This window comes from Nocardia sp. NPDC058244 (assembly GCF_042882065.1).
Taxonomy (GTDB): Bacteria; Actinomycetota; Actinomycetes; order Mycobacteriales; family Mycobacteriaceae; genus Nocardia.
Map to the genome: position 1 here is coordinate 192240 of NZ_JBHVWX010000010.1, position 13367 is coordinate 205606.

The 13367-nt window shown below is 70.9% G+C and carries 12 protein-coding genes; 3 read left to right on the top strand and 9 right to left on the bottom strand.

Going from position 1 to position 13367, the window contains the following annotated elements; genetic code table 11:
- The first annotated feature begins 76 nt into the window (after positions 1-76).
- Positions 77-1090, top strand: a complete 1014-nt coding sequence (locus ACFVW6_RS29465) for an Rv2578c family radical SAM protein (protein WP_378830095.1) — start codon at positions 77-79, stop codon at positions 1088-1090.
- 9 nt (positions 1091-1099) lie between these two features.
- Here ACFVW6_RS29465 and ACFVW6_RS29470 read toward each other — a convergent pair whose 3' ends face one another.
- The 3 genes from ACFVW6_RS29470 to hisS form a co-directional block, all read right to left on the bottom strand.
- Positions 1100-2107, bottom strand: coding sequence for a malate dehydrogenase (locus tag ACFVW6_RS29470; protein WP_378830094.1), 1008 nt, complete (start codon positions 2105-2107; stop codon positions 1100-1102).
- Positions 2108-2201: 94 nt separating this feature from the next.
- Positions 2202-2846, bottom strand: a complete 645-nt coding sequence (locus tag ACFVW6_RS29475; protein ID WP_378830093.1) for a hypothetical protein — start codon at positions 2844-2846, stop codon at positions 2202-2204.
- Between the two features lie 74 nt (positions 2847-2920).
- Positions 2921-4195 (bottom strand): histidine--tRNA ligase, encoded by a 1275-nt coding sequence (gene hisS, locus ACFVW6_RS29480; protein ID WP_355281538.1) that lies wholly within the window; start codon positions 4193-4195, stop codon positions 2921-2923.
- A gap of 85 nt (positions 4196-4280) precedes the next feature.
- On the opposite strand from hisS, the gene ACFVW6_RS29485 reads away from it, so the two are divergent.
- Both ACFVW6_RS29485 and ACFVW6_RS29490 read left to right on the top strand, forming a co-directional pair.
- A complete protein-coding gene (locus tag ACFVW6_RS29485; RefSeq protein ID WP_355281496.1) occupies positions 4281-5186 on the top strand; it encodes a peptidylprolyl isomerase in 906 nt (301 codons plus the stop codon).
- A 276-nt stretch (positions 5187-5462) separates the two neighbouring features.
- Entirely contained in the window at positions 5463-6005 is a 543-nt protein-coding gene (locus ACFVW6_RS29490) for a hypothetical protein (protein WP_355281498.1), read from the top strand.
- Positions 6006-6068: 63 nt separating this feature from the next.
- Here ACFVW6_RS29490 and ACFVW6_RS29495 read toward each other — a convergent pair whose 3' ends face one another.
- From ACFVW6_RS29495 to ACFVW6_RS29520, 6 genes are all read right to left on the bottom strand, one after another.
- Positions 6069-6491: a DUF4913 domain-containing protein gene (locus ACFVW6_RS29495; protein WP_378830091.1), complete on the bottom strand. Its 423-nt coding sequence runs from the start codon at positions 6489-6491 to the stop codon at positions 6069-6071.
- Positions 6488-8311: a type IV secretory system conjugative DNA transfer family protein gene (locus tag ACFVW6_RS29500; RefSeq protein ID WP_378830090.1), complete on the bottom strand. Its 1824-nt coding sequence runs from the start codon at positions 8309-8311 to the stop codon at positions 6488-6490. Before ACFVW6_RS29500 ends, ACFVW6_RS29495 begins: the two co-directional genes overlap by 4 nt.
- Before the next feature lie 40 nt (positions 8312-8351).
- Entirely contained in the window at positions 8352-8864 is a 513-nt protein-coding gene (locus ACFVW6_RS29505) for a hypothetical protein (RefSeq protein ID WP_378830496.1), read from the bottom strand.
- 68 nt (positions 8865-8932) lie between these two features.
- Positions 8933-10600, bottom strand: coding sequence for a peptidoglycan DD-metalloendopeptidase family protein (locus tag ACFVW6_RS29510; protein ID WP_378830089.1), 1668 nt, complete (start codon positions 10598-10600; stop codon positions 8933-8935).
- A 58-nt stretch (positions 10601-10658) separates the two neighbouring features.
- Positions 10659-10964: a transposase gene (locus tag ACFVW6_RS29515; RefSeq protein ID WP_255587337.1), complete on the bottom strand. Its 306-nt coding sequence runs from the start codon at positions 10962-10964 to the stop codon at positions 10659-10661.
- Positions 10964-13363: a hypothetical protein gene (locus ACFVW6_RS29520; protein ID WP_378830087.1), complete on the bottom strand. Its 2400-nt coding sequence runs from the start codon at positions 13361-13363 to the stop codon at positions 10964-10966. Before ACFVW6_RS29520 ends, ACFVW6_RS29515 begins: the two co-directional genes overlap by 1 nt.
- Between the last annotated feature and the right edge of the window lie 4 nt (positions 13364-13367).

The following is a 13367-nucleotide window of genomic DNA, read 5'->3' on the forward strand; positions in this document are numbered from 1 at the left end:
CAACTGGACGGCCGCTGCCGACCAATCCGGACCGACCGGGCTTGACACCATCTCGAACACATGTTCGACTCAGGGCATGCGGTGGCAAGCGCAGGCACTCGATGCCGAGGACGGCGCCCTGCCCGGACTGACCCGGGCGGGGCTGGTGCGCACCGTCCGGACGCCCGAGTTCGACGGCATCACCTTCCACGAGGTGCTGTGCAAGAGCGCGCTGAACAAGATGCCGGAGAGTTCGTCACTGCCGTTCCGCTGGACGATCAACCCGATGCGGGGGTGTTCGCACGCCTGCCGCTACTGCTTCGCCCGGGGCAGTCACGAATACCTCGGACTGGACGCGGGCGAGGACTTCGATTCGCAGATCGTGGTGAAGACGAATGTGGCGGCGGTGCTGCGCAAGGAGCTGACCAGGCGGTCCTGGCAGCGCGAGCCGGTGGCGCTGGGCACCAATACCGACCCGTACCAGCGGGCCGAGGGCCGCTACCGGCTGATGCCGGGCATCATCGGCGCCCTCGCCGATTCCGGGACGCCGTTCTCCATCCTCACCAAGGGGCCGCTGCTGCGCCGGGACCTGCCGCTGCTCACCGCGGCGTCGCGACGGGTGGCGGTCAGCGTGGCGGTCTCGATCGCGATCCTCGACCAGGACCTGCACCGCAGCCTGGAGCCGGGCACCCCGGCACCCCGCGCACGCCTGGATCTGGTCCGCGCCCTGGCCGACGCGGGCTTCGCCGTGCATGTCATGGTGGCGCCGGTCATCCCGTGCCTGACCGACAGCCGCGCCCACCTCGACGCCCTGTTCGCCGCGATCGCCGACGCGGGCGCCGACAGCGCCACGGCCTTCGCCATGCACCTGCGCGGCAGCACGCGCGGCTGGTTCCTCGGCTGGCTGGCCACCGAACATCCGGCGCTGGTGCGCCGCTACCGTCAGCTCTACGGTCGCGGTGGCTCTGTCACGCCCGCCTACAGCTCCTGGCTGCGCGAGCGGGTCGACCCGCTGCTGGCCGCCTACGATCTGCGCCGGCCACAGGGCCGGACCGTGCCGACTGGACCGGCGCCGGTGCCGCCGAGCGAGCAGCTCGCGCTGTTCGGGTGAGGTCCCCGGTCAGTCCGCCTTGGCGAAGCCGAGATCGATGACCGCGTCGCGTTCGGCGATCAACTCGGCGACGCCGGCATCGATCTTGGCCCGCGCGTAGTCGTCGAGATCGAGATCGTCGACGATGCGGTACCGCCCACCGGCGCAGGTGACCGGGAACGAGCAGACGAGCCCCTCCGGCACGCCGTAGGAGCCGTCGGAGGGCACCGCCATCGAGGTCCAGTCGTCGGCGGGGGTGCCGAGAACCCAGTCGTGGATGTGGTCGATGGCGGCACTGGCCGCGCTGGCGGCCGAGGACGCGCCGCGCGCCTTGATGATCGCGGTGCCGCGCTGCTGCACGGTAGGCACGAAGACCTCGCGCACCCACTCCGGCTCGACCAGTTCCGGTGCGGGCTTGCCCGCGACGGTGGCGTGCGTCAGGTCGGGGAACTGGGTCGCGGAGTGATTGCCCCACACCGCCATCCGGGTGATGTCGGCCGCCGGGGCGCCGGTGCGCGCGGCCAGCTGGGCCATGGCGCGATTGTGGTCGAGGCGGGTCAGCGCGGTGAAGCGGTCGGCGGGCACGTCGGGGGCGTTGCGCATGGCGATGTAGGCGTTGGTGTTCGCGGGATTCCCGACGACCAGTACCCGCACGTCCGAGGCCGCGACCGCGTTGATCGCGGCGCCCTGCCCGGTGAAGATGGGGCCGTTCGCGGCCAGCAGGTCGCCGCGTTCCATCCCGGGGCCGCGCGGTCGCGCGCCGACCAGCAGCGCCACGCTCGCGCCGTCGAATCCGGCCGAGGGATCGTCGGTGATCTCGATCGAGGACAGCAGCGGGAAGGCGCCGTCCTCGAGTTCCATCGCGACACCCTCCAGCGCGCGCACCGCGGCGGGCACCTCGAGCAGCCGCAACCGCACCGGGGTGTCGTGCCCGAGCATCGCCCCCGCGGCGATCCGGAACAGCAGTCCGTAGGCGATCTGGCCCGCGCCACCGGTGACGGCGACGGTGACCGGAGTTCTGCTGGCTGGGTTGGTCACGACCGACTCCTCGCGCTGGACGACTCTGGCGCCTCCCACGCTAATCAGTCAGGAGTCCCCGCACGGGGATCCGTGAGGCAGAACACCACGCGGATCAGACGAGCTCGGCGACCTCGGCGTCGGTCAGCACCACGGGCGACACCGCGTCCTTGGCCCGGACCAGCCGCACGCCGCGATACAGCGGCCGCTCCCCCAGCCCGGCATCGCGCGCCTCGGCCCGCAACTGCTGCACCAGGACCTCCGACACGGCCACGGCGGCGGCGAGTTCGCTGGCGGCCAGCGCGTCGGCGAGCTTGCGCAGGCCGAGCAGATGCAGTTCGCGGCCGCTGCCGGAGTCGGTGTACATCGCCAGCGGCACCACCTGGATCTCGGCGCCCACGGTCACCTTCAGCACGATCCGGCTGAGCCTGCCCGGGTAGACCAGCAGCTGCACGCCGGTCGCGCCCGCGAGGTCGATCCGCCGCGACCCGAAGAGCCGGTGCGCGTGGATCTCGGTGCCGCTCAACCACATCCGTCGGCGCCGGAACGCGAACACATAGCCGAGGGTCGGCACCGCGACGACCAGCCCGAGGACGATCGCGAACGGCCAGCTCAACCAGATCGCGGACAGCAGCGTCACACCGACGCCGACACCGATCGCGGCCAGCGCGAGCCTGCGCAGCATGGGCGCGAACATCTCGGGCGCGACCAGGTCGATGCCGACCGGTTCCGTCGCCGCCCGCCCGGACTCCCCGTCCACCGTGTCCCTCTCCACCCGGTCCGGCCGGTCCGGTCCGAGGCGCGGTCAGATTACCGCGCCCCCGACCGCCGGGCTCAGTGGCCGAGCGCGGTGCGCAGCACGCCGACGACCTCGCCCAGCGGCACCTGCCGCTGCTCGCCGGTCGCCATCTCCTTGACCCCGATCGAGTTCTCCTCGAGATCGCGATCGCCGAGCACCAGGGTGAATGTCGCGCCGGAGCGGTCGGCGCCCTTCATCGCGCCCTTCATCCCGCGCCCGCCGTAGGCCAGGTCGACGCTGATCCCCGCGCCGCGCAGCGCGCCGGCCAGCGCGACCAGCCGCGCCTTGGCGGCGTCACCGAGCGCGATGCCGTAGACCTGGCAGCGTGCCGGGTCGGCCGCGGTCTTGCCCTCGGCCGCCAGGGCCAGCACGGTCCGGTCGACGCCGATCCCGAAGCCGATGCCCGACAGCGGCTGCCCGCCCAGCTCGGCCATCAGCCCGTCGTAGCGACCGCCGCCGCCGATCCCGGACTGCGCGCCCAGCTGGTCGTGCACGAATTCGAAGGTCGTCTTGGTGTAGTAGTCCAGGCCGCGGACCATGCGCGGGTTCACCACGTACGGCACGCCCAGCGCGTCGAGGTGGGCGAGCACCTGCTCGAAGTGGGTCTTCGCCGACTCGGACAGGTGATCGATCATCAACGGCGCGTTCGCGGTCAGCTCGCGCACCTCGGGCCGCTTGTCGTCGAGGACGCGCAGCGGGTTGATCTGGGCGCGGCGGCGGGTCTCCTCGTCGAGCGGCAGCCCGAGCAGGAACTCCTGCAGCAGTTCCCGGTACTGCGGGCGGCAGGTCTCGTCGCCCAGCGAGGTGATCTCGAGGCGGAACCCGTCCAGGCCGAGGCCGCGGAAGCCGGCGTCGGCGATCGCGATGACCTCCGCGTCCAGGGCGGGATCGTCGACACCGATCGCCTCGATGCCCACCTGCTGCAGCTGCCGGTACCGACCGGCCTGCGGGCGCTCGTAGCGGAAGAACGGACCGGCGTAGCAGAGCTTGAGCGGCAGCTGACCGCTCTTGTCCAGACCGTGCTGGATCACCGCGCGCATCACGCCGGCGGTGCCTTCGGGGCGCAGGGTGAAGCTCTCGCCGTTGCGGTCGGCGAAGGTCCACATCTCCTTGCTGACCACGTCGGTCGACTCACCGACACCACGCGCGAACAGGGCGGTCTGTTCGAATACCGGCAGCTCGATGTGCCCGTACCCGGCGAGTCGGGCGGCGTGGATCAAGCCGTCGCGCACGGCGACGAACTCGGCCGAGCCGGGCGGCACGTAATCCGGGACCCCCTTCGGGGCGGTGAAGCTGCTGGTCTTGGTCACGATCATCCAGTTTTCCCCACGGGCGCCCCTCGAGTCCAACCGGTTACCCTCTAGACGAATCCGACAACACGGGAGGAACGCGGTAGTGCCGAGCAACGAACAGCGACGGGCGGCGGCCAAGCGCAAGCTGGAGCGCCAGCTGGAACGACGGGCCGAGCAGGAGAAGAAGCGCAAGCGCCTGGTGATCGCGGGCTCGGTACTCGGTGTGATCGTGGTCGCCGCCGCGGTGACCGGCGTGTACTTCCTCACCAAGGGCGGCGACGAGGCGGATTCCTCGGCCACCGCGAGCACCTCCGCCACCAGCAAGCGGGAGCTACCCCCCGCCGCCGACGCGCCCGCGGTCGCCGCCAAGCCGGCCACCGTCACCTGCGCCTACCCGGTCGGCGCCGAGCCCGCGAGCAAGCCGGTGGCGCCGCCGAGCACCACCACGGTCGCCTCCGGCCCCGACGCGCCGAAGACCAAGGTGTCCATCGACTCCACCCAGGGCCCGATCGGCCTCGAGCTCGACAGTGCCGAATCGCCGTGCACCGTCAACAGTTTCGTGAGCCTGGCGCAGCAGGGCTACTTCGACAAGACCAGCTGCCACCGCATCTCGGCCGAGGAGGGCTTCGAGATGCTGCAGTGCGGCGACCCGACCGCCAGCGGCATGGGCGGGCCCGGCTACAGCTTCGCCAACGAGTACCCGACCGATCAGTTCCCGACGACCGATCCGGACAACGATCCCGCGCTCAACAGCCCGATCAAGTACAAGCGTGGCGTGATCGCGATGGCCAACTCGGGCCTGACCCCCGAGGGCACCAACGGCAGCCAGTTCTTCCTGGTCTACGGCGACACCATCCTGCCGCCGAAGTACACGATCTTCGGCACCATCGACGAGGCCGGCCTGAAGACGCTGGAGAAGGTCGGCGCCGCGGGCGACGACGGCTCCATGTCGGCCGGTGGCGGCAAGCCGAAGATGCCGATCAGCTTCACCACCGTCAAGGTGGGCTGACACCCCCTCGCCCCACCCGAAGCGGGTCGGACGCCACCGCGGCGTCCGGCCCGTTTCCGGTTTTCCGGCCCCGACACCGCCAGAAGATCATCAGAGGCAAGGCAATCCTATTGTTCATCCGGCCGACCGCCTCGCCCACCGTATTTTCTCCCCCGCCACTCCATGTCCACCGAAACTTCTCGACACCTCCCTTGCGTGGCTCCGCCAGACATACAGTCGTGTCCTTCGCGCGGTAGGCTCAGTTGTCCACTTCCACAGCGGCATCGGGGAGCAGTCATGGCGGAACTCGACGACATCGGCAGCGAAACGGCGTCCATGATGCGCACCATGCTGCAGATGGCCACCCTGGTCGCCCTCAAGTCGCGGGAGCACGGCCAGAAAGAGGCCGAGGCCCGGGCCAAGGCGGTCGAGGCGAAGATGAAGGAAGCCCGCGAGCTGCAGGTCCGCGAGGCCCGTGATCTGAAGGCCAAGGACCCGCGCAATATCGAACTCGTGCAGATGATGTCGGTCGGCTCGAAGTCGGCCCAGCCGCGGGGGCTCACCCTGGAGAAGGACCCGTCCTCCCCGTTCGCGGCGAGTGCCACGGCGGCAGGCGGGAACGCACCCCAGGTGGGCTACGACACCGTCGAACGGCGCGCGGCCATCGCCGCCCATCTCGAACGGGCGGGCGTCGCACCGGAATTGACCGAAGTTCGCATGCTGGTCGAGATGGGGCAGGGTATCTCGCCGGAGGAAGCCATCCGGCGGACCAACGCGGGCGCTCGGCGCTCCGGAATCGAACGCGGGATCGACCCGCGCGGTCTCGAACGCGGCCGCTGACCCACGACCGCGAGCACCGCGTCGTCGGGGGCGAGACCGTAGCGCCCCCGACGATCAGCGTGGCTAGAACGGCTTGGTCTTACCCATCGTCCGGTTCACATCGGGATCGGTGAACTGCGCCCGGTCCGCGCCGACCTGATCCTCCAGCGGAAGCCGGTCGAGCATTCCCTTGTGGCCGTTGCGGACACTGCAGTACTTGAACGGCCCACGTGGATCGAACAACTTCGCCATATGCGGGTCGGCGTGGTCGAGGAACCAGACGCTGATGCCGGGACCGCCCTCCAGCCGGAAGTGCTCCCAGGCCTGCCACAGCGCGTGCAGCCGTACCGCGGCCTCGGGGTGGCGCCACCATTCCGTGCACCACACCGTGTCGCTGATATCGGTGACCTGCCTGCTGTACACCCTGCTGAGGTAGTCGTTCACGAAGTCGAACACGTTGGGATACCCGTTCACGATGTCCCGAGCACCCGAATTCTGTTCGCTCACAGGGGCTTGACCTCCTCGACGTCGCCGTACTGCTCCGGCGGAGTGGAATTCGACAGCACCGGCGTTCCGATCAGATCGTCGATGCGGGTCTTGCGGGTCGGATCGTTGTACTCGATCGACTGCTTGACCGCCTCGGCGTACTCCCCCTCCCACCAGGGCACGGTCCGGACCAGCACGGCGGGCTGACCCGAGGTGAACACCACCGCGCGACCGCGCGGCAACGTCGCCAGGCCCTGGGCGGTGAAAGTCACCGAGGAACTGAGCGAGCGCGAGTAGCTCTTGCTGCTGCCCGACTGCGACATCGACTGCGAGATGGAGTCGTACTCGCCGATCGCCTCGGAGCGGTCACGCAGGAACGCCATGTCGTCGACACCGCTGCCCAGCACCTTGATGTTGGCCGCCGACCACAGCGCGCTCATCCCGGCGTCACCCCAGCAGCGCGCGCCCTGCGCCCAGGACTGCAGCACGGTCATCACGACGATGCCGCGCGAGCCGAAGTGGCTGTACTGCTTGGGCAGATCCTTCCAGCGCACCACATTGGCCGCCTCGTCGAGCACCGCCAGCAGCGGGATCGGCAGCCGGCCGCCGGACGACAGCGAGGCCTTGCGCATGGCCACATCGATGACGGCCTCGGTCAGCGCGCTGACCAGTGGCGCGGCCGACCCGCGGCCCTCCAGCGACAGGCAGTACAGCGTGCCGTTGCGCTCGATGAACTCGAGCTCGTCGAACTGTAGCCGGTCGCCGTTGCCCCGGGTGATCCACGGGTGCACATTCGACATCTGCAGGCAGCGCACCATCTTCTTGGCCGTGCCGAAGATGCCGCTCTTGGTGCGCTGTTCGGCGTTGTACTGCATCGCCAGGCCGGAGGCGGTGAAGTCGTGCCCGGCCCCGCGCAGATGCTCGATCGGCTCACTGTTCTGCGGGTTGGTCACCCATTCCCACACCTGGGTGATCGGCTTGCCCGCGATCGCGGCGGCCAGGAACAACCCGGCGAGCAGGTCCTCGGCCTCGGGATCGAAGAAGCTGTCGGTGTTGTCGGCGCCGCCGCTCTCGGCGTCGGCGAAGTGGCCCGCCAGCCGGGCCGCCCGCATCTCGCAGCCCTCCTTGCGGTGATCGACCCAGGCCAGCGGATCCCAGAACCACACCGGCCGTTCGCCTGCCACGCCCTGCGGGTCGAACACGAAGGTCGCGCTGCCCTTGGCCTCGCGCACATTCCGGGTCGCGTCGACCACGTCGCGCTTGTTCGAGGTGGTCAGCACCGGGCCGATGGCCGACAGGATCGCCGGGATCACCCGCGAGGTGGACTTGCCCTGGCGTGGGCCCCAGATGTCGAGATGCAGGTCCTCGTAGGAGCCGTAGAGCGGGGACCCGTCGGCGACGGCCACACCGATCGGCACACCGGGCGCGTCGTTGCTGCCCAGCCGCACACCGAGATCGACCGCCTTCTGCCGCACCCCCGCCTCGGTGATCGAGGCGATGGCACCGCCAACGCCCATGTGGTCGGCCTTGTCGTCGATCGACAGCCTGCCCTTGACCGCGCGCTTCTTCATCTGCTTGCGGACCACCACGTAGGCGATGGCCGCGGCGATCACCAGCAGCACGATCACCGTGGACGCGCGCGGCCAGTGCAGTTTGCCGCGCGCCAGATCGGCGACCACCGCGATCGGGTTGGCCGGAATGTTCTGCGGCACCACCGACAGCGCGTTGCCCAGGTGCAGCGCGACGGCGAGGGTGATCAGCGTCGCAAAGCCGAACACGATCAGGATCAGCGTCGTGTCGGGTCCGACCGCGGCCGGATCCGTCACCTTCTTCTTCGCCACGTGTGCCTCCTTGTGGACCTTGTCGGATGGTGGTGGGTGCTCAGCGGAACGCGTCGAGGCGCCAGCCTTGCGGCGTCTGCACCACGGTCGCGATGACCGTGCTCGGTGGGAGGGCCTCGGACCGCCCGTTCGGGTAGACGACCGTCTGCTCGATGCCGATCTTGTACTGCGCCACCGCGGGATCCGCGCTCGTCGGCGCCTGCTCCCCGGAGGCGAAGGCGAATGCCTCGACGTGCGCCTTCGCCTTCGCCCAGTCCGCCCACTGCAGCGACGGTTTCGGCGTGTCGGTGGTTCCCGTCGAACTGTCCAGCATACGTATCATGCTGGGCCCCAGCCATTTTCGCGCGCGTTGCAGGGACTCACCCGGTTGCTCGGTGGCCGGGTTCCAGGTGTAGATCTCCCGTAGGGCCACGACCGCGACCCCGTCGGCCGTGGTCGGGTCGACCGTGGCCACGGCTTCGAGCAGCCGGGTGGTCGAGGTCGCCGAGTCCGGGCGCGCGGCATCGGGATCGCCGCCGCAAGCGGCGACCGGGAGCAGGACCGCCACGAGCATCACCGCCGGAATTGTGCGGATTCGTGTTCTCTCCCACCAGGTTATCCCCGGTGTCGAGGGACGTGTGGTCACAACACCCTCCTCGCCCGCGCGTCGCCCGGTACCGCCACCTCGGTGACGCCACCGCCGCCACCGCTGCTCGACGGCGGCACCGCCTGGATCACCTGACCGTCGCCCGCGTAGATCCCCACCTTCGACGGCCCCTTCGGCCCGAAACCGCTGAACACCAGGTCACCGGCAGCCACCTTCGAGATCGGCACCTCACGGCCCGATTCCCACTGCTGTTCGGCGGTGCCCGGCAAGGTGATCGCGCCCGAGGACGCCGCGAACACCGCGGCGGCGGTCAGGCCCGGCGCGTCGAAACCGCCGCTGCTCGGGCCCTGCACGCCACCGCCACCCCAGACGTACGGCATGCCCAGCCAGTCGTGCGCGGCCTCGACGATCTGTGCCCCGCCACCGCCCGGTTCGGGCGTGAACCGGCCCTGCGCGCCGGGCGCGCGGTACTGCGGCTCCATCGACAGGATGTTGGTGACGTACGGCCGGGTCTCGGAGTAGTGCGCCGCATACTGATTGGGCATCCCGCCCGAGGCGAGCACCGCGCCCTCGCCGGCGTTGTACCCGGCCAGGGTGAGCGCGGGCAGGTCACCGGATACCTTGCCCGCGGCCATCCAGCCCGCGATCTTGTGCGCGATCGCGCACATGTAGCGGGCCTGGCCGATGATCGCGTCACCGTCGTCCCAGACGCTGGCCGTGCCGTTGCCGTCGGCATCGATGACATACGGCTTGCCGTCGTCGGGATTGATACTGACCGCGGTGCCGGGCAGGAACTGCGCCAGGCCCTGCGCACCGGCGGGCGAGGTGAGCCCGCGCCGGAACCCCGACTCCTGCTTGGCCTGCGCGGCCAGCAGCGAGGACGAGATCTCCGGGCACACCGTGCCCGCCCTGCGATACCAGATCTCCAGCTCCGCGGGCACCTTCCCGTCGGCGAGCGCGCCACCGGCGCTGCCGAAGCCGCGCACGCAGTTCGCGTCGGTCGAGAAGGCACGCGCGCCACCGACATCCGGGGTCGGCGCGCCGTCGAGCCACGGCATCGGGTCGATCTGGCGGCCGCCGGTGAAGCGGCCACCGGGGACGATCTCGAAATGCAGGTGCGGGCCGCTGGATTCGCCGGCCGAGCCGACCATCCCGATCGGCTGGCCCGCGGTCACGGTCTCCCCGGTGCGCACCTTCACGCCGCGGTCCCACATGTGGCCGTAGACGGCGGAGAAGGCCCGGCCGTTGGTGTCGACCGAATCGACGACGATCCAGTTGCCGAAACCCGACGCGGGACCGGCGGCCACGACCCGGCCGTCGGATACCGAGTAGATCGTGGTCCCGTCGGCGGCGGCCATGTCGATGCCCTTGTGATCGCCGCCGCGCGAACCGAACACGTCGGAGATGGTGAAGGTGCCGACCTCGAGCGGCAGCGTCCGGCGCAGCGGACCGACGCCGGCGGCCAGCGACGGCGTGCCGGTGACGGCCGGATTCGACGTGGCGGTCGGCGTGGTGGACCCGGCGGCCCGGGAATCGCCGGTCGCCGCACCGCCCAGCGGCGGCAGGGTCGGCGCCGCCGAACCGCTCAGCACACCGGTGGTCTCGCAGGTCTCGTCGGAGGAGGGCAGCACGATGACCAGCACGAGCGCGATCAGCCCGATGACCGAGCCCAGCGCCGACATCAGCATCGTGCGGGCATTCACCGGCCGCCTCCTGGCGTTCCGCGCCGGGCGCCGGGATCCGGGTCCGCCGCGGCGGTGATCACGTGCGGCGCCGGGTTTCGTTGAGCGTGTCGGCGAGCGTGCGGTTCATCTCGGCCGCGGCGGCGAGCTGCTGTTGCAGCAGCGCCACCTTGCGGCGCAGCGCGGTGGCGTCCATCCGCTCCAGGCTCGGGCCCTCGGCCGCGCGCACCCAGTTGCGCACCGAATTGGCGTGCACACCGATCTGTTCGGCGACGACCCGGCACGCCTCGGATTCGCTGCGCAGCTTGTCGGTCAACGCGACGACCTGGGCGACCGCGGCGTCGCGCACCTCGGGCGAGACCCGGCGATAGGACCGGTGCGGCATCATTGCGCGCCCCCGTCCGCCGAGGGGTCGGGCGCTCCGCGCGGATTGTCGCCGAACTCGCTGAACCGCTGGTTCGTGTCGTGGATTCCGCTTTCCTTCTCCGACACCGTGAACTCCATGTGGAAGGGGATGCCGGGACGGCGATCCTCACCGATTTTGAGCAGGAACTTGCCGGTACCGGGCGGCGACGGCCGTTGCTGACCGGGTTTGAGCGCCTCCCCCGTGAGGGCCTGGGGCGCCGACCAACCGGTGACCATCTCCTGCTCGGCGGCGGTGAACGGCACCGTCGAGTCGAGCCTGCTGATCTCCTCGGCGGGCAGGGCGCCGAAGATCTTGGCGCGCGCGCGTTCCAGGAAGCCGATCGCCTTGGCGATGGCGGCGTCGGAACCGAGCGCCTGCAGGTCCTTGATGGTGTGGCTGATCATGATCAGCGCGGTGGCCAGGCCGCGCTGCAGGCGGGTCAGTTCGTCGACCCGGTCGACCATGAAGTCGCCGAGGCCGAGCACCTGCCACAGCTCGTCCATCACCACCTGGAAGTAGCGCTGCGGACCGAGTTTCGCGTCGGCCAGCACGTGCGCGGCCTCGACCGAGGCGAAGCCGTCGGCCCAGCAGGCCAGCATCACCGCGGCTTTGAGCTTCTTGTCGCCGGTGGGGATGTGCGAGACGTCGATGCACACCGCGACGGCGCCGGTGTCGATCGGCACGGTGGTCTGGCCGTTGAAGATCGCGCCGAACGGGCCCTGGGTGAGCGCGCGCAGCGAACGCCGCAGGTTCTTGATCGCGTTCTGGTACTCGTCCTCGTTGTCGGCGCCGGCGTCGAGCATGAGTTCGGCGCCGCCGCCGACGATCACCTCGAGCAGGTTCTCCATGATCGGCGGCTTGTCGGGGGCGTAGCCGCTGCCCGGCTGGTAGAGGATGCGCAGCGCGGTCGCGATCAGCGTCTCCTCGAAGTCGGCCACCCGCGCGCCGCGGACCAGTTCCACCAGGCCCGCGATGAGCGTCACCTGGCGGGCCCGCAGGTCCTGCAGCACCTGGCGTTGCAGCGCGGGGAACTCGCCGAGCCGGGGCACCACCGAGCCGAGCACACCCGCCGCGAGCGGGTTCAGCTTGCCGTGGCCGTAGCCGAGGTCGATCACCTGACCGCCGACGAGCTCGACCATCTTGCGGTAGTCGGGCTTCACGTCGGCCAGGATCAGCGGGGTGATGCCCTGGGCGATGCCGCCCAGCACGATCCGGCGCACCAGCGAGGACTTGCCGAAACCGTTGAGGCCGAGCACGAACAGGCTCGGCGCGGTGATGAAGCTGCCGCGCATGAACCAGTTCATCGGGTCGAAGCAGACCGGCGCGCCGGTGTGCAGGTGCGAGCCGAGCGGGGTGCCGATCAGCGGCGCGCCCGCGCCCACCGACCACGGCCACAGACCGGCGACCTGGGCGGTGGTGGCCCGGTACTCGACCGGGCGGCCGACGACGTTCATCTTGCCGCCGCCGGGACCCGAGTAGCCGCGATCGGTCAATTCCGCGGTGGTGCGGTCGAATCCGTCGTTGACGACCGCCTCGGTGCGCGCCTGCGCGTTGTTGCGGCGCAGGTCGTCGGTGTGGATGCGGAAGGTCGCCCAGGCCGCGCGCAGTCCCGACTGCTCGCGGGCGATCATCTCGTAGCGGGCGCGGGTGGCGTCGTCGAGCAGCGAGGGTCCGGACTGGCCGCGCCGGTCGGAGCGGTTGCGCGACTTGGCCGCGCGGCCGGTGCCCATCGCCCGGTCGGCGGCGTCGTCGGGCCGGTCGGCCCGCACCGGGCGCGGCGCCTTGGTGAAGGCGCTCGGCTCGGCCGGACGTGGCTTGCGGCGCGGATCCATCGCGCGTTCGTGGTCCAGCCGCGGGCCGTGGTCCTCGGCGCGCAGGCCACGGTCGATCCTGGCCTTGGCGGCGCGGTCGATATCGGGACGCGGACCGCGCGGGCGGCGCTCCCCCGTCGCGGGTCGCTCGCCCCGGCCCGCGCGCGGCTCGTCGCGGCGGGCGCGCGGGTCGTCCTCGCGCGGCCTGCGGTTCTCGCCGGTGCGAGGCCTGCGGTGGTCGTCGTCCGCGCGCGACCGGCGGTGGTCTTCGTCGTGCGGCGCGCGCTCGGCGGCGGGCCGACGCGGCTCGTCCGCGCGGGAGCGGCCGCCCGGTTCCCCGGCGCGTGGCCTGCCCTCGCGCGGACGGCGCTCGCGCTCGGCGTGCTCGTCGGCCACGGAGCTACCGCGCGCCGACTCCCGTTCGGCGCGTTCGGTGCGCTCCTCCAGACCGAGCACCTCGTCGCTCACGCGCGACGCGCTCCCGGCCGGTCGTGGTTCGCGCTCCCCGCGGATCCGGGGCGGCCGATGAACGGGCCGTAGCGCGATGTCGTCGAAGTCGCGTCCCATGATC

Bases quoted from the DNA above. Each gene is read 5' to 3' on its own strand.
- ACFVW6_RS29465 (WP_378830095.1), top strand. From the start codon at position 77: ATGCGGTGGCAAGCGCAGGCACTCGATGCCGAGGACGGCGCCCTGCCC.
- ACFVW6_RS29490 (WP_355281498.1), top strand. From the start codon at position 5,463: ATGGCGGAACTCGACGACATCGGCAGCGAAACGGCGTCCATGATGCGC.
- ACFVW6_RS29505 (WP_378830496.1), bottom strand. From the start codon at position 8,864: ATGCTCGTGGCGGTCCTGCTCCCGGTCGCCGCTTGCGGCGGCGATCCC.
- ACFVW6_RS29515 (WP_255587337.1), bottom strand. From the start codon at position 10,964: ATGCCGCACCGGTCCTATCGCCGGGTCTCGCCCGAGGTGCGCGACGCC.
- ACFVW6_RS29520 (WP_378830087.1), bottom strand. From the start codon at position 13,363: ATGGGACGCGACTTCGACGACATCGCGCTACGGCCCGTTCATCGGCCG.